19 protein-coding genes are annotated in these 18,854 nt (G+C 48.2%); 8 read left to right on the top strand and 11 right to left on the bottom strand.

Annotation, left to right across the window (positions count from 1 at the left end; translation table 11 throughout):
* Nucleotides 1–85: 85 nt before the first annotated feature.
* Nucleotides 86–433, bottom strand: a complete 348-nt coding sequence (locus ACN084_RS01470; RefSeq protein ID WP_419100952.1) for a PLD nuclease N-terminal domain-containing protein — start codon at nt 431–433, stop codon at nt 86–88.
* 191 nt (nt 434–624) lie between these two features.
* Between ACN084_RS01470 and ACN084_RS01465 the strand changes: the two genes are divergently transcribed.
* Nucleotides 625–912 (top strand): DUF4229 domain-containing protein, encoded by a 288-nt coding sequence (locus ACN084_RS01465; RefSeq protein WP_419105665.1) that lies wholly within the window; start codon nt 625–627, stop codon nt 910–912.
* A 21-nt stretch (nt 913–933) separates the two neighbouring features.
* Here ACN084_RS01465 and ACN084_RS01460 read toward each other — a convergent pair whose 3' ends face one another.
* The 6 genes from ACN084_RS01460 to gluQRS form a co-directional block, all read right to left on the bottom strand.
* The gene (locus tag ACN084_RS01460; RefSeq protein WP_419105664.1) at nt 934–1,851 is read right to left on the bottom strand and encodes a 1,4-dihydroxy-2-naphthoate polyprenyltransferase; all 918 of its coding nucleotides are present in this window, start codon (nt 1,849–1,851) and stop codon (nt 934–936) included.
* Between the two features lie 120 nt (nt 1,852–1,971).
* Nucleotides 1,972–3,171, bottom strand: a complete 1,200-nt coding sequence (locus ACN084_RS01455; RefSeq protein ID WP_419100949.1) for an AMP-binding protein — start codon at nt 3,169–3,171, stop codon at nt 1,972–1,974.
* 107 nt (nt 3,172–3,278) lie between these two features.
* Nucleotides 3,279–4,232, bottom strand: coding sequence for a 1,4-dihydroxy-2-naphthoyl-CoA synthase (locus tag ACN084_RS01450; protein WP_419105663.1), 954 nt, complete (start codon nt 4,230–4,232; stop codon nt 3,279–3,281).
* 116 nt (nt 4,233–4,348) lie between these two features.
* The gene (gene putP, locus ACN084_RS01445) at nt 4,349–5,836 is read right to left on the bottom strand and encodes a sodium/proline symporter PutP (RefSeq protein ID WP_419105662.1); all 1,488 of its coding nucleotides are present in this window, start codon (nt 5,834–5,836) and stop codon (nt 4,349–4,351) included.
* 214 nt (nt 5,837–6,050) lie between these two features.
* The gene (locus ACN084_RS01440; protein ID WP_419100946.1) at nt 6,051–7,031 is read right to left on the bottom strand and encodes an EamA family transporter; all 981 of its coding nucleotides are present in this window, start codon (nt 7,029–7,031) and stop codon (nt 6,051–6,053) included.
* Between the two features lie 5 nt (nt 7,032–7,036).
* Nucleotides 7,037–8,005: a tRNA glutamyl-Q(34) synthetase GluQRS gene (gluQRS, locus tag ACN084_RS01435; RefSeq protein WP_419105661.1), complete on the bottom strand. Its 969-nt coding sequence runs from the start codon at nt 8,003–8,005 to the stop codon at nt 7,037–7,039.
* A gap of 132 nt (nt 8,006–8,137) precedes the next feature.
* On the opposite strand from gluQRS, the gene ACN084_RS01430 reads away from it, so the two are divergent.
* Nucleotides 8,138–9,052 carry an MBL fold metallo-hydrolase gene (locus tag ACN084_RS01430; protein WP_419105660.1) on the top strand — a complete coding sequence of 305 codons (915 nt, stop codon included), beginning with the start codon at nt 8,138–8,140 and terminating at the stop codon, nt 9,050–9,052.
* A gap of 71 nt (nt 9,053–9,123) precedes the next feature.
* On the opposite strand, the gene ACN084_RS01425 is transcribed toward ACN084_RS01430, so the two are convergent.
* Nucleotides 9,124–10,188, bottom strand: coding sequence for a phosphatase PAP2 family protein (locus tag ACN084_RS01425; protein ID WP_419105659.1), 1,065 nt, complete (start codon nt 10,186–10,188; stop codon nt 9,124–9,126).
* A 167-nt stretch (nt 10,189–10,355) separates the two neighbouring features.
* On the opposite strand from ACN084_RS01425, the gene ACN084_RS01420 reads away from it, so the two are divergent.
* The 4 genes from ACN084_RS01420 (at nt 10,356) to ACN084_RS01405 (ending at nt 14,314) form a co-directional block, all read left to right on the top strand.
* The gene (locus ACN084_RS01420; protein WP_419105658.1) at nt 10,356–11,393 is read left to right on the top strand and encodes an o-succinylbenzoate synthase; all 1,038 of its coding nucleotides are present in this window, start codon (nt 10,356–10,358) and stop codon (nt 11,391–11,393) included.
* A gap of 458 nt (nt 11,394–11,851) precedes the next feature.
* On the top strand, nt 11,852–12,019 hold the full coding sequence (locus ACN084_RS01415; protein WP_419105657.1) for a hypothetical protein: 168 nt from the start codon (nt 11,852–11,854) through the stop codon (nt 12,017–12,019).
* Between the two features lie 190 nt (nt 12,020–12,209).
* Entirely contained in the window at nt 12,210–13,985 is a 1,776-nt protein-coding gene (gene menD, locus ACN084_RS01410; RefSeq protein ID WP_419105656.1) for a 2-succinyl-5-enolpyruvyl-6-hydroxy-3-cyclohexene-1-carboxylic-acid synthase, read from the top strand.
* Nucleotides 13,940–14,314: a cupin domain-containing protein gene (locus tag ACN084_RS01405; protein ID WP_419105655.1), complete on the top strand. Its 375-nt coding sequence runs from the start codon at nt 13,940–13,942 to the stop codon at nt 14,312–14,314. The genes menD and ACN084_RS01405 overlap by 46 nt, the downstream gene beginning before the upstream one ends.
* A gap of 26 nt (nt 14,315–14,340) precedes the next feature.
* Here ACN084_RS01405 and ACN084_RS01400 read toward each other — a convergent pair whose 3' ends face one another.
* The 3 genes from ACN084_RS01400 to ACN084_RS01390 all read right to left on the bottom strand — a co-directional run bounded on the left by ACN084_RS01400 (nt 14,341) and on the right by ACN084_RS01390 (nt 16,786).
* Nucleotides 14,341–15,111: an amino acid ABC transporter ATP-binding protein gene (locus tag ACN084_RS01400; RefSeq protein ID WP_419105654.1), complete on the bottom strand. Its 771-nt coding sequence runs from the start codon at nt 15,109–15,111 to the stop codon at nt 14,341–14,343.
* A gap of 19 nt (nt 15,112–15,130) precedes the next feature.
* Nucleotides 15,131–15,925: an amino acid ABC transporter permease gene (locus ACN084_RS01395; protein WP_419100937.1), complete on the bottom strand. Its 795-nt coding sequence runs from the start codon at nt 15,923–15,925 to the stop codon at nt 15,131–15,133.
* A 75-nt stretch (nt 15,926–16,000) separates the two neighbouring features.
* Nucleotides 16,001–16,786: a transporter substrate-binding domain-containing protein gene (locus ACN084_RS01390; protein ID WP_419105653.1), complete on the bottom strand. Its 786-nt coding sequence runs from the start codon at nt 16,784–16,786 to the stop codon at nt 16,001–16,003.
* 185 nt (nt 16,787–16,971) lie between these two features.
* Between ACN084_RS01390 and ACN084_RS01385 the strand changes: the two genes are divergently transcribed.
* Nucleotides 16,972–17,724 carry a demethylmenaquinone methyltransferase gene (locus ACN084_RS01385; protein WP_419100935.1) on the top strand — a complete coding sequence of 251 codons (753 nt, stop codon included), beginning with the start codon at nt 16,972–16,974 and terminating at the stop codon, nt 17,722–17,724.
* Nucleotides 17,725–17,802: 78 nt separating this feature from the next.
* Nucleotides 17,803–18,840: a polyprenyl synthetase family protein gene (locus ACN084_RS01380; protein ID WP_419105870.1), complete on the top strand. Its 1,038-nt coding sequence runs from the start codon at nt 17,803–17,805 to the stop codon at nt 18,838–18,840.
* Nucleotides 18,841–18,854: the final 14 nt, after the last annotated feature.

Genomic DNA, 18,854 nt, shown 5'->3' with positions numbered 1-18,854 from the left:
GGGTTTTTATCCGTGTTTAAAGCTGTTGGGCTACCACTGATGTAAGTGGGTAGCCCAACAGCTTTAACTGAAGGTCTTGATGAGGCTACTGCTCAGCAGAATCCTCGTGAGTGTCTTCACCATTCGTATCTTCTGGGGGAGTAGTCTTGTCGTCTTTTTCTCTCATCTGACGTTTGGCACGCGCTTCAAGATATTTGAGGAATTCCTCATCATTATCGGGAGCTTTAGAGGAAAACTGTGAGCTGGCATGTTTTCCAAAGAACAACCATAATAAGGCTCCAGCAAGAGGGAAGATAAGGATAGCTAAAAACCATACGGGTTTAGGGAATACTTTGACTCGTTCGTTGTCTGTACGGATGCAATCTATGAAGGAATAGATGATGATGCCGATGAGCAGGGCGATAGAGCCGATAATCATTATTGCGCGAACCATAGATATTAGTGTTCCATGGATAACTGAATAATATCTACTTTATGGGACGTAAATTTCTGGAAGAACAGGATGAACTCAGAATAGTGCCTTTTGTAAGGGTATTCTCATGAATCTTGACACCTGTATGAGTGTGAGCAGTGCAAAATTTGGTGCTTATCGAACCGTTAGCGTTCTCCGTTAGACTAGTATCTATGAATCTGCTCAAATACACTTTTCTCCGTCTTGCACTCGTTTTTAGTATCAGCCTGATTTGTGTTTGGGTACTTAAAATTGCGGTGCTGCTCTCTATTATTTTTGCGCTTCTTATGTCTTTATCGTTGTCGTATCTGTTTTTCCCGAAACTTCGTGAAGCCGCAGGGGTTGAGGTTGCACAACTGTGGAGGAAACTCTTTCCAGCAAAGAACATTAAACATGAAGATACTCTCGTTGAAGACGAGTATGTAGAGCAGATGAAAAAATCACAGGGACTAGATTTTTAGTCTCGTATGATGCCCCTCGTATTAGAAACCGTTAAAGGTGGGTGCCTCTACGATGAATATATCGAGAGTTCCTAAATAAGCAGCAAGTACCAGAAGCAGGCTATATGCAAGGGTGACGAGCCCAGCTTGTTTGAGTACAGGGATGAGCTCTTTGCCATGAGTCGGAGCTAATATCACAAAACATGAGTGAAGTACGGGCCCTATCAGTACAAAAACTAACATGTACCAAGGATTCTCTGGAACAAGTATGAGAGTGATAGCTAAGGCACAGAGCATTTCAAGAACATAGATTCTGCGCGACCACTTCTGCCCAAGACGTACAGCTAGAGTATATTTTCCGCTTTCTTTATCGGTTGGGATATCTCGGATATTATTGGCCATCAATAATGCGCAAGAGAATAATCCAATAGATATTGCGCTCACCCAGCCGGTAGTACTTAAATGTGCGCTTTGGGTAAAGAGCGTACCAACTGTAGCAACAAGACCAAAATAGATAAAAACGTAGAGGTCCCCTAACCCCATATACCCGTAGGGGCGTTTACCTCCGGTATATCCCCATGCTGCAAAGACAGCTGACGCTCCAATAGCTAAAAACCACCATTGTTGCGCAAGGAAGACAAGGTAGAATCCAGCAACCATAGATAACGCAAAACAACTAAAAGCCGCGTATTTAACATGGCTCGGTTTCGCTACACCTGAACCTACCAGACGTAATGGGCCAACTCTTACTTCATCTGTTCCTTTGATACCGTCTGAATAATCATTGGCATAGTTGACGCCTACTTGGAGAAAAAAGGCGACAAGAAAAGCGAGAAAAGCTCTGAACGGGTTAAACTTTCCTAATTCAAAAGCTGCAACTGAACCGGCAATAATGGGTGCCACAGCTAGTGGCAAGGTGCGTAGACGCGCCCCCTCAATCCATTGAGCCGGAGTAGCCACGTATTATTCCTTTCTTGCGGTACAACATCTAGTGGTGCTAGAGCACCTCTCATTCTCTCATACTGAACGAAACAGGAGTTGTTCTTCTGCAATCCTTGATGAAGAAAAAGTTTATTGACCTCATCCTTCACGCAATAGTGTATGGAGCGCTTCTCGATCTGGTTTTCCTGTGGAAAGTAGAGGCAAAGTGCTGATAACTCGGAGATATTTAGGACGCTGTGCAGGTTCTAGATTCTGGCATAACTGCTGTAATTGGGGAGATAATCGTGCCGGTGATTCTTCAGGGGCGTAGACGACGCACCCTACCGCTTGCCCCCATCGTCGGTGAGGAACTGGAAAGACAAAAGCAGAAACGACCGCAGGATGAGCTTCTAAACATTGTGCAATAGGGGCGGGAGCAATTTTTACTCCACCGCTAATGATAATGTCATCGGCTCGACCGTGAACCTCTAAAAACCCTTGTGATAAAGAACCAATATCGTCGGTACGATACCATCGTGTCCCGTTGTTCTCGTACCAAAAATGTTCAGCGGTACGCTGCGGCTGATCAAGATATCCGTGGGCAACGTGTTCTCCACCTAACCAGATTCTTCCTGTTGTATCTTCTGGATGCTGTGTTTCAATACGAAGTTGAGTCGAGGACAGCGGGAGACCGTTATAGACGCAACCGCCTGCTGTTTCTGCACTTCCATAGGTGGTAAATATCTTAAGCTGATACTTTTGCGCTTTTTCACGTAATGAGCGCGAAGCTGGTGCCCCGCCTAGAAGAATGCCGCAGAACTCTTGTAAGAGTTCAAGGAGCTCTGGAAACCGTTGTGCATCATCAAGAAGCTGTTGTAACTGGGTTGGTACAAGTGACACCATTTTCGTCTTGGCTGTCATAGTGCGAGCACTTTGTAGAAAATCTTCACTACTAAAGTGTCTGTTGTGCATGATGGCATCAGTGATGACGGGGGTGGTGCCGTTGAGTACCGATCGAATGAGCACCTGTGCTCCGGCAATATAGTGCACGGGCAAGCATAACAACCATTGTGATTGCTGAGAGCCTGTTGCTTGAGCTGTCGCTTGAGCAGAATGGACTAATGCTGAACGACTAAGAACCGTTGTTTTAGGTGCGCCTGTAGAGCCTGATGTGCCCACTAAAAGCGCAATATCTTCTGAGGTGTGAGGTGTTGCGGCGAAATATCTGTCAAAAAAGTGTAGGACGTCTGTTGGCGAATACGCGCGTGGATGTTGTGCCTCTAAACGCAATGCTCGTGAAATATCGGGGGTTGGTAGCCTAAAAGGCTGCAGTTGTGATGGGTCAAAAGAGACAGTCATAGAGTGTTTTTCTGCAATGTTTTTCTAGACGTGTTGATAGAAGAAGACCTCAACGGCAGTCTTTTCTAACGTTTAGCGGTGGAGACTGCCGTTAAGGTTTCGTTCTTTTAGAAGTAGTAAGGGTACTCTTCCCAGCGGGGTTCACGTTTTTGGAGGAATGCATCTCGTCCTTCTACAGCCTCATCTGTCATATAGGCTAGGCGGGTTGCTTCTCCTGCAAAGACTTGTTGTCCGAGTAGACCGTCATCGGGAAGGTTGAAAGCAAATTTGAGCATGCGGATAGCTTGGGGGGATTGTCGTGCAATATGTGCCGCGTATTCTAGTCCTTTATGCTCTAGTTCTTGGTGTGGGACAACTTCATTAACAGCACCCATTTCATACATGCGTTGAGCGTCATATTCGCGTGCGAGGAAGAATATTTCACGAGCATTTTTTTGGCCGATTTGACGTGCTAATAGGGCAGAGCCGTAACCGGCGTCGAAGGAACCGACGGTGGCATCAGTCTGTTTGAACTTGCCGTATTCTTCGGACGCGATCGTGAGGTCTGCGACGACGTGGAGGGAATGTCCTCCGCCGGCAGCCCACCCCGAGACGAGGGCGATAACGACTTTGGGCATGGTGCGAATAAGCCGTTGAACTTCGAGGATGTGGAGTCGTCCGGCGCGTGCAGGGTCGATGCTTTCTGCGGTGTCTCCGTCTGCGTAATGGTAGCCGTCACGTCCTCGGATGCGCTGGTCTCCGCCGGAGCAGAATGCCCATCCACCATCTTTGGGGGAGGGCCCGTTACCGGTGAGCAGCACTGTTCCGACGTTGGAGGTCATTCGAGCGTGGTCGAGTGCACGGTAGAGTTCATCAACGGTGTGTGGGCGGAAGGCGTTGCGTACTTCTGGGCGGTTGAACGCGATACGTACAGCGGGGAGGTCTTTGATGTAGTTGCCGTTTTCGTCGCGGAGTACTTGCCGGTGGTAGGTGATGTCGGTGTATTCTTCAAACCCTTCGACGGTACGCCATTGTTGAGGGTCAAAAATATCAGATACAGTTTCGGGCAGTGTATAGGTCATGGGTTTAGTGTACCGTTGCGTTCTGTATCTTGGCTGGAAGATGAAGGATAAAGAACAGCTCAGGCGGCTACCACTGGTGTTTAGTGGTAACCGCCTGAGCTGTATTATGAGAAGTTTTAGTTCTTTGCCGCTAGCGCTGCTGCTTCGAACTCTTCTTCAATCTCTGGGTTGGGTGAGTATGTTGCATAAGAGATGGTTACAGCAAATACAAGGTTAACGATGAACCCTGGTGCAATTTCGTAGAAAGTGCTAGAGAGAGCTTCGTTATTTCCCCAGACAAATACGGTAATTGTTCCTGCAATGAGTCCGGCGATAGCTCCCCAGTTGGTGAGTTTTTTCCAGAAGAGGGATAGCAAAACGATGGGGCCGAAGGCTGCACCGAATCCTGCCCATGCGAAGGACACTAACTCGAGGATAGAGCTATTGGGGTTCCATGCTAGTACTGCTGCAATGATGGAGACTACGAGCACACCCATGCGTCCAAGCCACAGTCCTTTTGCTGCTTCGAGTGGTTTTTGTGTGACAACTCCGTAGAGGTCTTCGGCAAGGGCTGAAGAGCAGACAACGAGCTGTGAAGAGAGCGTGGACATAATTGCGGCAAGAACGGCTGCAAGAATGAAACCTGACACGAAAGAAGGTAGCAGTATCTGTGACATGTCGAGGAATACGGATTCTGCGTTTTTTGTGTCGGTGAGTGCCGCATCGGGGTGTTTTGCAAAGTATGCGATGCCGATTAATCCGGATGAGCAAGCTCCGATAACGGTGAGAACCATCCAGCCGATGCCGATACGTCGTCCTGCGATTGCGTCTTTAGGGGTGCGTAGTGCCATGAAGCGCACGATAATGTGTGGCTGCCCAAAGTACCCTAAGCCCCATGCTGATGCAGAGAGAATCCCGATGAAAGATGTTCCTGCGAACAGTGAGAGCGCGGTGGGGTTGACCGCTGAAATAGTTTCGTATGCACCGCTGGGCCCACCCACGTAGAACAGCGCCAAGATAGGCATGAGGATGAGCGCACCTAACATGAGGAATCCTTGAACCATGTCGGTGTAGGATGCGCCGAGGAACCCACCAAAGAGAGTGTAGAGGACGGTAATTCCTGCGATGAGTAGCATTCCGACGTGGAAATCTAAGTTGAAGGAGGATGCGAAGAATTTTCCGCCGGCTACCATGCCGGAGGATGCGTAGAAGGTAAAGAAAATGAGGATGATGAGGGATGAAATGATCCGCAGGAGTTTAGTGTTATCGCGTAGCCTGTTGTGGAAAAAGACTGGTACAGTGACGGAATTTCGGGAAATTTCGGTGTAGCTGCGTAGTCGTGGAGCGACAACTTTCCAGTTGATCCACGCGCCGATGGTGAGCCCGACGGCAATCCATGCTTCTGCTAGTCCGGAGATATATAGTGCGCCGGGGAGGCCCATGAGGAGCCATCCTGACATATCAGACGCACCTGCAGAGAGTGCGGCGGTGGTGGGGGAGAGTGACCTGCCGCCGAGGACGTAGTCGTCGAGATTGTTGTTTTTAGTTTTTGCCCAGAGTCCGATGGCTATCATGCCGGCAAAGTAGATGACCAGCGCGGCAATCTGGAATGTAGTATTGCTCATTGAGGAGCCCCCTAGAGAATTGGGTATGTGATGTATGTAATAATAGTGCTAGACCTGAGTGGTTAACAGTTCACCAATAGGTGTTCGGGTCAATTTTACTGTTAAGAATAACCGAGCATGATATTTAAGAAAAACTTAATTCTAGTATATGAGAAACGCGCTGACACTCTTTCTATAAGTCAGCGCGTTTGCTTCATTCTTCTTCGACCTAGAACTATTTGAGGTCCTTACTAATGATTGGTAACTGCTGAGTACGTGTAGAAACCACCACATCAAGTATCGCCGTATTAGCAGAAATCTTAATAGCCGATTTGTTCGTCTGCCAGACCAATAATGCGCCGGAACATGCAATCAATACGATGCCAACATAGGACCAAATAGAGAGTACCTGACCCAAAAGAAGCGTCCCAATAATTGCGCCGTTCACCGGATCCAAACTAAACAACACTCCGATAACAGCAGGCGAGGTAATACGGCCAGCAATCGCGTCAAAAGAATATGTTACGACAACGCCTAAGAAACCAACCATGACTAATAAGAACCAACCGTTGAAGTCCACTCTCGGAAATGACGGTGCAGACCACGGCGTCAGCAATAATGCCGAGAAACAAATAGAGAGTGACAAGCCTTTGAGCCCACTCACCGCTGGAGAACCTTTAGTGCCAAGGTGAGCTGACAAGAACGTATATCCACCCATACATGTTGCACTCATCACCGCAAAAAGATAGCCAATAAGATGGCTACTTTCAAAAGTCGGCCCAGCAATGAGGGCAACACCGATTAAAGCACCTAACGAGATGAAACTATCTCGAATACGTTTAACGCCCAAAAGAGAAATAGCAAAAGCACCCAGATACTCAACAGTGACCGCAATTCCTAACGGGATATAACTAACAGCCATATAAAAACTGCCGGTCATAAGAGACACAACAAGACCATAAAGCAACACCTGCGGCCAGTCAGAAGCTTTAAGTGCGAACGGATTAGGGCGAACAATCAAAAAGAGGATAACTGCCGCAACTGCCATACGCATTCCCGTGACCGCAATGGGAGTGAACTGCTGAAAGAGGTCTGAGGCGAAAGCAGTAGACACCTGCAGACTGATTGAGCCGAGCATCACGAGAGCTAGAGCAGCAGTTCCGCGGTGCTCAGAGGGGATTTTTGCTGCTAGGGCATCTACGGTGAACTTAGCCAATACCACTATCCTTTCACAAACGGGTCAATAACAACCCAGGGCTGCTGACGTATCAGCTGGGGAGAAAATACTGTGAGCATCTCTGAAGCATTCTTCGGCAAAAGGCCACCGTTTTGAGGTCCTAACCGCGGAAGCGGAATAGAAGAAGCGATAAGCCGTCCAATCTCATCAATGCTCACACCTTGACGATACAACTCGGGGATAGTAACAGCACCATCTCGTTTTGCAAGGCGCTGACCGGCACTATTGAGCGCTAAAGGAACGTGTGCGTACTGCACCGGAGAACATCCCAAAAGCTGCGCAAGATACGCCTGTCGTGGGGCTGAAGGAAGTAAATCATCACCTCGAACAACCTGTGTAACCCCTTGAAAATCATCGTCAATTACTACCGCTAGGTTATATGCAATAGTTCCATCGTTACGCACTAAGACGAAATCATCAACTACACCTGTGTATTCTCCGTAAAAAAAGTCATGAACCGTGTATTGAGAGCATTGAGAACGTAACCTCAATGCGGGGGTACGTACCTCTCGTCGGGCAGCACGCTCATCATCTGAGATGGAGCGACACGTTCCAGGGTAAGCCCCTGGGGCAGCATGAGGTGCCGTGGTTGCTTGCTGAATTTCTTTACGAGTACAAAAACACTCATAGACCATATGCTGTTCTTTAAGCTTTTCGACTGCTTGAAGATAGGCTTCTTGGCGTGTGGACTGGTAAAGCACCTCACCGGTATAGGTAATACCTAATTGGGTGAGGTCTTGTAATTGTCGTTGTGCAGCTCCTTCACGAACACGATCAAGGTCTTCGACACGCATGACCATATCTCCGCCTTGGCTATGAGCCATAAGCCACGCTAAAAGAGCGGTTCGCAAGTTCCCTAAATGTAAATCTCCAGAGGGGGAAGGAGCGTATCGTCCTCGTATAGGGGGCGTCGATGTTGTATCTGTTGAAGGAAAATTGCCGAAGTCTATCACGGTCTATATGGTATCGGTCTTATGAATAATTGGCGGTAAAGCCTCATAAAATGCTGTGAGATGTATTGCGACATGGTCTTTTATGGGTATAGAACACAACATATACCACCTAATGCAAGTACCGTAGAACACATGGCACGTACAAATGAAATATCAGACGGTGTGTACCTCATTAGCACGGATAATTACCGGCTGAACTCGGGTCTCATCGTCGGTGCGGAAAAAGCTATGCTCGTCGATACGGGAGCAGGGCCCCGTCAGGGAGCAGAGATTCTGCGTGCTGTTCGACGCATTACTGAACTTCCTCTGACGATTGTGAGCACACACGCTCATTTTGACCGTTTTATGGGAAATGCTGTTTTTGAAGCTGATGGTGCACAAGGTTTTTGGGCGCACCCTCGAGCTGCACGAGCTATTGAGCTTTATGGCAATCTACAGCGTTCATATGTTGAAGTTCTTGAACCAGAGATGGCCCATCAAGAAGGCCCTAATACACACCTTGTTGTTCCTCAACGACTCTTACCGGGAGACGGAACCCGCGCTTCATTTACTCGAGTTGAGTTAGGGGATCGTGCGGTAACACTCTTCTATCTGGGACTGGCACATACCGATTCGGACGTGTTGGTCGGTGTAGATGACGTTCTCTTCACCGGAGACGTCGTAGAACAAGGTTCTGACCCCGCTTTTGACGACTCTTACCCGCAACTATGGGTATCGACTCTGCGTCATTTAGCTGAGCTTGATAGATATCGGGTTTTTGTTCCGGGACATGGTATCCCCGTAGAGCGTACTTTTATTGTTCGTATGGCAGATACGATGCAAGATGCAATTGACCGTATTAAAGGTTCTGCTCTCAATACAAGTGCCGGCGTAACCACCGCTGCAATGTACCAATTACCGTACTCTGGTGGAGCAACCCGTATTCTTCTAGACCGCATGAAGTGGTTAGAGAATCAGGAACATAAAGGCCAAGGCTTGAGTCAGACGACTTTTGACGATCATCCGAGTGGGCTTACCGGCCCTATCACCACAGGACGTAGCTTATAGCGTGAGCTCTTGAGCTGTTAATGCGCATGGGGTGGGATAGAACATTCTTGTTCTATCCCACCCCATGTTTTTTAGTAGGTCCACACCTTCGTGTAATAGGGGGAACGTATCTTATTCTGTGGTCTCAAAAGAGTAACAAGCCATGATGTGCTAAACGAGATAACCGTAAGAATCATGCAGGTTGCTGCGCTAAGAGCACAACCGGGAAAAGGCGAATAAATCGTAATGGCGTAGAGCGCTAAAGAACAGAACCCAAGAAAAGAACCAGCAATGCTTAACAGGGGGATAAGAATTAAACCGCTCCGTTGAGTGTTACTCATATCGAGTTCCTCAGAACGCACAAAACGTAGAATGGCAAGGCCAATAACAGTCCAGAGGGATACTAAGAGAACTGCCGTGATAACGTCCGCTGGGCGGTGCCACCCATTGACGATAGTAGAAAACCCTGTCGCTGCGGTAAGAATTGCAGAGATCAGAGCGACTAGAGGCCGAAGTTTTTTAGGAGCTGCTAGAAAAAGTGCAGAGCCTGCAGCTGCTGCCACGGTGGTGTGCCCCGATGGTGCAGAGTTCAGAACGGCTTCTTGGATACCGTAGTTAGGTTTGGTAATGAGATGGTATTTGAGTAGATAGGCTGAGAGATAGGAGCACATCGCAATACCGAGGCCTATGAGTGAAGGCACAAAACGATGTTTCCAGATAACGACAAAAATCAGTCCGATGATAGCACTTATTACAGCGACAGTTGGAATGAAGTTGAGTATTCTCTCGGTAGGTTGTTGATAATCGGTGAGTTGGTAAGAAAACTCTGTAAAAGCGATTTCGTCGAGACGTTGGCCAATACTTGTTTTAACGAAGAAATAAAAAGAGCCAGTCAACGCAGTGCTGAGAAGAAGAAAAACAAATACGTGTTGCATCATTGCCCAGAAGGTGGGCCGTGTCCGTCGAAGGTGGCTTGGCGTCAGTTCTTTAAGTGCTGACGTGCTCAGGGCAGATGTGTGCTCTGTGGGAAAACGCGCTGTTGGTGTGGTGGGTAGAACCTGAGTTGTCTGGTCGCCATGATGGGATTGGCGGGGCTGTTCTTCTCTGTGCATAAGAGCGTACGAACTGCCTTTCTGCTGGTCTACGGTTGTGGTCATTGTGTTTGAGAGCCATCATTATTGTTGCAGAAAGTTTTGAAGTTTTCCTGACAAAATGGTGTGCGTTTCACGAACCCTGCTCCTAGGTGCTGTATTTAACGGAAATTTTAGTTTTCGGTGATTAGTTATGATGGGGATACGGAACTATTCTCTCTTTGGTGTACGAAATGAGTCTCATGGAACCTTCTGCGTCCTCTATCTGGAAGACAGGTACTTTGCCACAACTATCGGAGGTGCTTGCTCATAGCGTTGTGGTGCAAATACCAATGCGAGTGAAGTTTAGAGGGGTTCACTTTCGCCAGACGATGTTGTTTGAAGGAGAATCTGGCTGGGGTGAATTTGCTCCGTTTCTTGAGTATCCACCGGAAGAAGCTGCGTATTGGTTGTCATCAGCTTTAGAATCTGCATGGCTAGGGTTCCCCGAACCGATACATTCTACCATTCCTGTCAATTCAACGTTGCCAGCGGTGGACGCTGGGCAGGTTCCTGCGGTTCTTGGCCGTTATCAGGGGAAAATCCGCGAGGTGAAGATTAAGGTTGCGGAGCGAGGGCAGAGCTTAGCCGAGGACATTGCACGAGTTAGTGCTGTACACCGGTATGCTCCTGATGCGCGTTTAAAAGTTGACGCTAACGGAGGCTGGAGCATGAATGAAGCGTTTGAGGCAATACAACGTCTTGAAGAGTTTGACGTGTTGTATGTAGAGCAACCTGTTCAATCGGTCGATGAGATGGCGAGTTTGCACGCGAAGTTACGTGAGCAAGGTGTCGGTACGCTTATCGCTGCGGATGAATCGGTGCGTAAAGCGCAAGATCCTTTGCAAGTGGCTGAGCGTGGCGCTGCCGATGTATTGATTCTTAAAGCGGCGCCCTTAGGCGGTGTCAGACGCGCTCTTGAAGTGTGTGAGCAAGCCGGACTGCCGGTGGTCGTTTCTTCTGCTTTGGAAAGTTCGGTTGGTATTCGTTCGGGTATTGCTTTGGCAGCCTCTTTACCGGAGCTTCCTTTTGGCTGTGGTCTGGGGACGGTCTCTTTGATGTCTTCGGACGTGACACGAGATTCGCTGTGCGCTCGCGATGGGGTGATTCCTGTGTGTGATGTTGAGGTGGATAAAGCGTTAGTTTCTTCTTTGTCGGTGGACGAAGATGTGCGTCGTTGGTGGCATGAGAGGGTGCGTCGTTGTTATCGGGTGTTAGAAGAACGTTTGTGACGTTGTCTCGCTCGGTAGCACTACGACACCGCTTGTGTGAATAAAATCACTTTTATTGGTGTGGTGCTTTTTGTGCCCGCGTAAAAGGGTAGTTTTTCAATCTTTTTTTGATAGCTACATTATTTTATGTATTTGTCTATTATTTTTCATTGAAATGTTTTGATGTTGAGTTTTTAGCTCTAATTCGAAAGGTTTCATGGTGACATCTAGCCTCTTGAGGACTTTCGTTTTATTTAAACTTGCATAAGTTTCTTATGAATAGGGGACAACTGTCGCCTAGCGCTCCGCTTTTTTGGCATTTTTGTCCCCATAGAGGTCTACAGGTGGACGCATAACTGTGTTACTGTGGTTTTCGCAAGATAAATGCTTCACGGCAAAGAGGTCTTGGACGCATTCGAAGTTGGATGCCCCCAAATACCAGCGCCAATGCGTCAACCACGATATTAGAGGTAAAGAAAATGTTTCTACTGCAATCTTCCCCTAAAACTATGAAATCACACTCAGTAAGCACCAAGATTGTCAAGAACTTCAAACAGATTTTCATGACTCCCGAACTCACTGAAGAAGAACGCTGGAACCTCTATTACGACTACTCTGCGGTAACTGCCAAAACTGCTTCTTCATAAGGCAGGACCGGCAACATTATCACTAGCACTTTAATCCATGATTAGGGGTGCTTTATTAAAGTAAAGAAACTTTAATAAAGCACCCCTAACGTAGATTAAAAACATTTTTTACATATGAACTAACCCACAATAGTTCTTAAGAAAAACTCAACTTTTCGCGCACTCTCACCAGAGACAGTAGAATAGCAACGTGACTTCAGCCGACGAAAATGCTCCCATCCCAGAATCGCTTATCAGCGCAATCTCCGTTCTCGACTCGCTCGTTCGTGCTGGTATGGAACATATCGTACTTTGCCCCGGCTCACGTAGCGCACCCCTCGCCTACGCCATTGCTGCCCTTGAACAAGCAAATATTCTGCACGCACACGTCCGTCTCGACGAAAGAAGTGCCAGTTTCCTTGCGCTCGGAATAGCCAAAGCCACGCAACGCCCTGTCGCCGTAGTCACCACATCAGGAACTGCCGTCGGTGAACTACTGCCTGCAATGATGGAAGCCTTCCACAGCGGAATCCCTCTCCTCGCCTTAACCGCAGACCGTCCTCAACGCCTCCGCGGAACTGGCGCTAACCAAACCACCTACCAACCTGGTATTTTTACTGCATTTGTACGTGCTCAAGCTGATCTCACCCAATACCCAGAATCACCGGCTGGAGAACAAACTCAACATTTTTCAGAAGTCCTTGCAGCCCTCAGCGGACGCGACCCACAAAATTGGAATCAGCCCTCTCAAACACCCATCGGGCCTGCACATATCAATCTTTCTTTTGACACTCCGCTAACACCGCCTGCCGGCAGCGCACCATTGCTGAGCCAATGGGCTAACACCCTTAAAAACCGCCAAGAATACTCTCCTATTTCTCGCGTCGATACAACAGCAGAATCCTTCTTAGCTGAAGAATACCGCCCCCAAAACTCCTATAAAACAGTTGTTATTGCAGGAGACGGAGCCGGCTCAATCGCTGAAAAATTTGCGCGAAAACTTTCTTTACCTCTTCTTGCTGAACCATCCTCGCACGCTCGCTACGGAGAAACCGCTATCGAGGCATACCCGAAAGTGCTTGACACCTCTTTGAGCGAAGAAATAGAACGGGTCGTGCTTTTTGGGCACCCGACTCTCACTCGCCAAATTAGTTCTTTACTTCAGCGTCAAGACATCCGCAAAGCCATATATATGGAAAAACCTGCTAGCTGGTGTGAAACCTCAAAACGAGACGAAACAATATACACCACTCTCGTCGAACTAGCAGAATTCTCAGGGCATGGAGTAACAGAAACTGCTCAATCGGCTAAAAGCTGGCTACAACGTTGGAAAGACTCAGGTAGAGAATCTCGCCAACAATTGCTGAATTCTCTCGAAAACTACCGCAATAATGGAGAAACTCACGAACGCTTAAGCGGAATGTCTTTAGCTCTTGAAGCATGGAATAAGGCTCTTGAACATCATGAAATTCTTGTATGCGGATCATCAAACATCATCCGTGACCTTGACCTTATTGCCCCCAGCGCTTCAAAAACACCGAGAGTTTATGCATCTCGTGGATTAGCTGGAATTGATGGGATGATAGCTACCGCAAGTGGCATTTCTTTGGGCGGATATGGGAGAGAAACAGAATTCTCTACCGCTGAATCTGCTGACCCCGTGCACCTTATCTGCGGAGATTTAACGTATCTTTATGACGTGTCTTCTTTGAACATCGGCGCATACGAGCTGACTCCTCAACTGCATATTGATGTTCTTGACGATTGCGGAGGCGGTATCTTCTCAACGCTTGAACACGGAGAACTTGCGCAAGACCCTGCCTATACTCACACCGTAGAACGATTCTTTAGAACACCTCATCGTGTTCGACTCGAAGACCTTGCTCATGCTTATCAGCTCCCTGAGGGAATGAGCGTTACAATCCATCACGTGGAGGACTCATGGCAGGAACACATCAAGGGCAAGCCCTCATCTTCAAAGGATTAACAGAATTACTGCAACCATTAGAACATAAGGGTAGAGCACAAAAAATTGTGGATGCTCAGGGCGCTAGCGTGACGCTTCTTGAACTAGCACAAGGACAAAGCTGGAAAGAACATCACAGTATTCACCCCATTATTGTGCAAGTGCTCAAAGGAAAAGTACGGTTGACCGTTCGCGGGCAGAGCCGCACCTTGGTTCCTGGGCAGATAATTCATCTAACAGACCACCTTCTTCACCAAGTAGACGCTGATACACCAGCGACGGTGATGGTTATTATGCTTACGGGCGAGAACCTTGACCCCAAAATTCAGGTTCCTGCTGAGCAACTATAACCATTGCTGATAGCTGTTCAAAAATACTATTGAGCTCGAGTCTGCGTTGGGTGTAGAACACGAGATAAAAAGTCTTGAGTTCTCTCTTGTTGTGGGGAACCAATGACTCGTGAAGCTGGACCTTCTTCGACAACAACGCCTCGATCCATGAAAATGACGCGGTCTGCTACATCTCGTGCAAAGTCCATCTCGTGGGTTACCACAATCATGGTCATACCCTCTTCAGCAAGTTCTCGCATGATGGTGAGTACTTCACCAACTGTTTCGGGGTCTAGCGCTGAGGTTGGTTCATCAAAAAGCATAAGCTGAGGGTTCATCGAAAGTGCCCTAGCAATAGCCACTCGCTGTTGTTGTCCGCCAGATAGCTGTTCTGGGTATCGCTGTGCTTTATCTGCCAGACCGACTTTTTGAAGATTTTTAAGCGCGATGTCTTTGGCTTGTTGTTTGTCTCGTTTAAGAACTTTTTGTTGTGCAACAGTGCAATTTTCAAGGACTGTCAGATGAGGAAAGAGATTGAATTGCTGAAAAACCATCCCCACCGTCTGCCGTAGTGCGTTGATATCAACATCTGGGCTTAACACATGATGTCCGGCGACAATAATCTCTCCTTGTTCAGGAGTTTCGAGAAGGTTGACGCACCGTAGGAGTGTTGATTTACCAGAGCCTGAAGGTCCAATGAGACAGAGGACTTCTCCGGGCTGAACGTCGAGGTTGATACCTTTGAGCACTTCTACAGCACCATAGGATTTATGCAGATTAGAAATATGAACTGAGGATGCAGGGTATTGAGTCGTCATAGTATTTTTCCGATACGAGTTAGCGTCGTGTGGTGGTCTTGAAACGAGATTCAAAATAGCGGGCGAGGAAGCCTAAAGGAATAGTAATGAGCAGATAGCAGAACCCTGCTACGACAAGAGGTGTCAGCCCCGCGTTTGCGGCGGAGAGCCCTTCTCGGCCAAACTTGGCTAATTCGTATTCGGAAATAGACATCCCCAATAGATAGACCAGTGAAGAATCTTTGGTCAGGAGGATAATTTCGTTTGTTAACGGTGGTAGCACGATGCGGAAGGCCTGAGGGATGATAATGGTTACCATTGCACGGGGGTGGGACATTCCAAGTGAGCGCGCTGCTTCATATTGTCCACTAGGTACTGCTTGTAGCCCTGCTCTGAGCACTTCGCCAATGTATGCGGCAGAGACAATACCCAACGCCAGCATGATGGTGATATAGCTATTGAACCTTACGTGGAATGCAAGGGGAATGCCGTATCCAAACGCGAGGAATACTAATAGTGCTGGTATTCCGCGGAAAAGTTCAATATAAATTGATGCTATCCAACGGTAGGGCGCGATAGATGATATTTTCATCAAGGCCAAGACCACACCTAATGATAGTCCTAAGCTAAATCCTAACGCCGTATAAATAATAGTATTTTTGAGCGCGATGGTGATGACCGATGGGAATTGCTCTGCGATAACAGTTGGGTTGAAAACCTGTTTGTAGAGGGTATGCCAGTCTGCTAGGGCAGCGAGCACTAAGATGATGATTGCTAGTGCTGCATATTGAGCGTATCTGCTGTAGGTCTGTTTTTGACGTAAGGTCAATGCCATGGAATGTCCTTTATTCCCCGTGCGTAAGAGTGAGGTGCGTGAGCGCACCAATCTGAAAATGGTGTGGTTCGCGGGCTACTTTTGTGTGGAGACTCCGAGCCATTTTTCTTGAAGCTTTGCTAATTCGCCGTCTTCTTTGAGGGTGGTGATAACGTTGTTCGCTTCGTCGAGAAGTTTTTGGTTATCGGTGGCGACCGCTGCAGCAATTTCTTCGTGCGTGTTAATTTCTTCTGCAAGTTTCAAGGAATCATCTGAGGTGAGTGCTTGAGAAATCACGGAGATATTGGCGATGACAGCTTGTGCCTGACCTGTTTGTAGAGCTTGAATCATCAGCGCTGCGTCTTCGTATTGGACGGTGTCTGCGTGATGTTCTGTGGCGTATTTTTCTCCAGAGGTTGCTTGTTGTACTGCAACTTTTTGATCTTTGAGGTTGTCGGCGTTGGCGATTGTTGAATCTTTAGGTACGAGAATGCCGAGATTGTCGTTGAGATATGGTTCGGTGAAGCTCATTTTGGTGGCTCGTTCTTCGGTTTTAGTAATGCCGGAAATGGCGATGTCACATTGTCCAGAAGAGAGAGCTACTCCGGAGTCGAGTCCTTCAAAGCCGGTGTTGGAGATGTTGAGTTTAAGTTTGAGTTTGTCGGCGATAGCTTGTGCAATGTCCATGTCGTAGCCAACAATTTTTCCGTCTTGCTCAAACTCAAAGGGTTTGTAGGGGCTGTTGGTGCACACTGTGAGCTCGCCGCTGGTAACGAGTTTTGGGTCGCCTTCTGCGGTGGTTGAGTCTGTTGACTGGCATCCTGTGAGTGTTAGGGCGCTGAGTGCGAGAACGGTGACGGTGGTGGAGAGGGTCTTTTTCATGGTGTGTTCCTTGATGCGGGCTATGTTGTTTGACGCGTTATGCATGGTGTGTGCTCAACGGTGTTAAACATCCTAACGCAAAATTATGCATAGTAGTGTAAAAACATGCAATAGTGGGGAATGTGTCGAGGATAACGTAACCATAAGGTTTTTCAGCCCTTTAGCAAGAACATACGAGTGCCGAGATGAGCTTTCAACGAAACCATGAAACAATAGCAGATGTGAACCGAGCAGATCTTGATAAGAAAACAGCAGATATTGCCGCAATGTTCGATGACGTTGCCGACCGCTACGACCTCATGAACGGCATCGCATCCCTAGGTCAACACATCTACTGGCGAAAACAAACCGTCGCTGCACTCAACGTTGCACCAGGACAAAAAATACTCGATATCGCAGCAGGTACCGGAACCTCATCCGAACCCCTCGCCGACCGCGGCGCAGACGTCATCGCAGCAGACCTCTCCGAAGGAATGCTCGCCGTCGGACGTCGCCGCCGACCCGACATCTGCTTTATGCAAGCAGACGTCACCCAACTACCCTTCGATGACGAATCCTTCGACGCTGTTACCATGTCATACGGATTACGTAATGTCGCCGAATACCAGCGTGCACTACAAGAACTCTACCGAGTCACCAAACCCGGCGGCAGAATCGTACTCCTCGAATTCTCAACACCCACGTGGAAGCCCTTCCGCACCATCTACCAAAAATACATTATGCGAGCCATTCCGCCGGTTGCACGAGTCATCTCATCTAACCCAGAATCCTACGTCTACCTCGCAGAATCCATTCTGGCATGGCCCACACAAGACCAACTAGCACAAGAATTTGTAGCAGCCGGATGGGAAAACGTAAAATACCGAAACCTCAGCGGCGGCATCGTAGCTATACACCGTGGTTTTAAACCCGGTCGAGGCTTTACTATTGAGAAATAACACTCCGTGAGAAAAAAGAGACTATCTACCGTGACAGACCAAAATAAGTCCCCCGAGACGAACACCTGTGAGCCTAGCATGGTAAACGAACTATTCAACGACATCTCCTACAACCTCCCTAAAGGCTTCGACATCATCGCCCAAGACGAACACCTCGGGCCTCAGATTCTCGAATCCCTCAGCGAAATCGAACAACGCCTCTCCAAAGCCGTAACACAAACCTCCCGTATCGCAGATGTCACCTCGCGACACCTACTTAATGCCGGCGGAAAACGCATCAGACCCCTACTGACACTACTGGCAGCTGCCGCCGGTGGTGGAATCAACGACAAAGTCCTTGACGCCGCAGTCGTCGTTGAGCTCACACATCTTGCAACCCTCTACCACGACGACGTCATGGACGACGCCCCCAAACGCCGAGGCGTAGACACCGCACAAAACATCTGGGGTAACTCTGTAGCTATTCTCACCGGAGACCTCATCTTCTCCCGTGCCTCTCTGATTGTCAGCGACCTTGGCTCTCGCCCCATGTCTGTTCAATCTCAAACCTTTGAACGCCTCGTCCTTGGGCAACTATTCGAGACTTTAGGCCCCGAACCAGATGAAGATATCCTCAGCCATTACATCAAAGTTATTGAGGGTAAAACTGGTTCTCTCATCGCTGCCGCCGGTTCTTATGGCGGTATCCTCTCAGAAGCGCCAGAATCTACCATTCAAACTCTTGCACGATACGGAGAGCTTGTCGGTGTAGCTTTCCAACTAGCTGATGACGTACTCGACATTACCGGCGAAGGTAAAAAATCTGGTAAAACTCCAGGAACAGACCTGCGAGAAGGCGTTCCCACATTGCCGACTATTCTTCTAGAGCAAGAAGCTGAACGTCAAGACAGCTCAGCACAAGAAATCCTTGAGATGATTCGTGGAGATCTCTCGAGTGACGAAGCCTTAGAACAGGCGGTACAAGCATTATCTGCTCACCCTGTAACGGCGCGAGCGTGGAGCATCGCGTGCCAATGGGCTGACGACGCTGTTCAGGTGCTTAAATCCTTACCTGATTCGACAGCAAAAGAAGCGCTCATCTCCTTCGCTCACGCTGTTGTTCGCCGTGATTCTTAAACGAATACCAAACC

This window comes from Rothia sp. P7208 (assembly GCF_048512915.1).
Lineage (GTDB): Bacteria > Actinomycetota > Actinomycetes > Actinomycetales > Micrococcaceae > Rothia.
The sequence above is the reverse complement of the archived record's forward strand: the minus strand, read 5'-3'. Positions and strand labels throughout refer to the sequence as shown.

What these genes read in the sequence shown, in the direction of transcription:
- ACN084_RS01395 (WP_419100937.1), bottom strand. Translation starts at nt 15,925, where the DNA reads ATGGCATTGACCTTACGTCAAAAACAGACCTACAGCAGATACGCTCAA.
- ACN084_RS01385 (WP_419100935.1), top strand. Translation starts at nt 16,972, where the DNA reads ATGAGCTTTCAACGAAACCATGAAACAATAGCAGATGTGAACCGAGCA.
- ACN084_RS01425 (WP_419105659.1), bottom strand. Translation starts at nt 10,188, where the DNA reads ATGACCACAACCGTAGACCAGCAGAAAGGCAGTTCGTACGCTCTTATG.
- ACN084_RS01380 (WP_419105870.1), top strand. Translation starts at nt 17,803, where the DNA reads ATGGTAAACGAACTATTCAACGACATCTCCTACAACCTCCCTAAAGGC.
- ACN084_RS01420 (WP_419105658.1), top strand. Translation starts at nt 10,356, where the DNA reads ATGAGTCTCATGGAACCTTCTGCGTCCTCTATCTGGAAGACAGGTACT.
- ACN084_RS01455 (WP_419100949.1), bottom strand. Translation starts at nt 3,171, where the DNA reads ATGACTGTCTCTTTTGACCCATCACAACTGCAGCCTTTTAGGCTACCA.
- ACN084_RS01470 (WP_419100952.1), bottom strand. Translation starts at nt 433, where the DNA reads ATGGTTCGCGCAATAATGATTATCGGCTCTATCGCCCTGCTCATCGGC.
- ACN084_RS01450 (WP_419105663.1), bottom strand. Translation starts at nt 4,232, where the DNA reads ATGACCTATACACTGCCCGAAACTGTATCTGATATTTTTGACCCTCAA.
- ACN084_RS01430 (WP_419105660.1), top strand. Translation starts at nt 8,138, where the DNA reads ATGGCACGTACAAATGAAATATCAGACGGTGTGTACCTCATTAGCACG.
- ACN084_RS01405 (WP_419105655.1), top strand. Translation starts at nt 13,940, where the DNA reads ATGGCAGGAACACATCAAGGGCAAGCCCTCATCTTCAAAGGATTAACA.
- ACN084_RS01390 (WP_419105653.1), bottom strand. Translation starts at nt 16,786, where the DNA reads ATGAAAAAGACCCTCTCCACCACCGTCACCGTTCTCGCACTCAGCGCC.
- ACN084_RS01400 (WP_419105654.1), bottom strand. Translation starts at nt 15,111, where the DNA reads ATGACGACTCAATACCCTGCATCCTCAGTTCATATTTCTAATCTGCAT.
- ACN084_RS01415 (WP_419105657.1), top strand. Translation starts at nt 11,852, where the DNA reads ATGTTTCTACTGCAATCTTCCCCTAAAACTATGAAATCACACTCAGTA.
- ACN084_RS01465 (WP_419105665.1), top strand. Translation starts at nt 625, where the DNA reads ATGAATCTGCTCAAATACACTTTTCTCCGTCTTGCACTCGTTTTTAGT.
- putP (WP_419105662.1), bottom strand. Translation starts at nt 5,836, where the DNA reads ATGAGCAATACTACATTCCAGATTGCCGCGCTGGTCATCTACTTTGCC.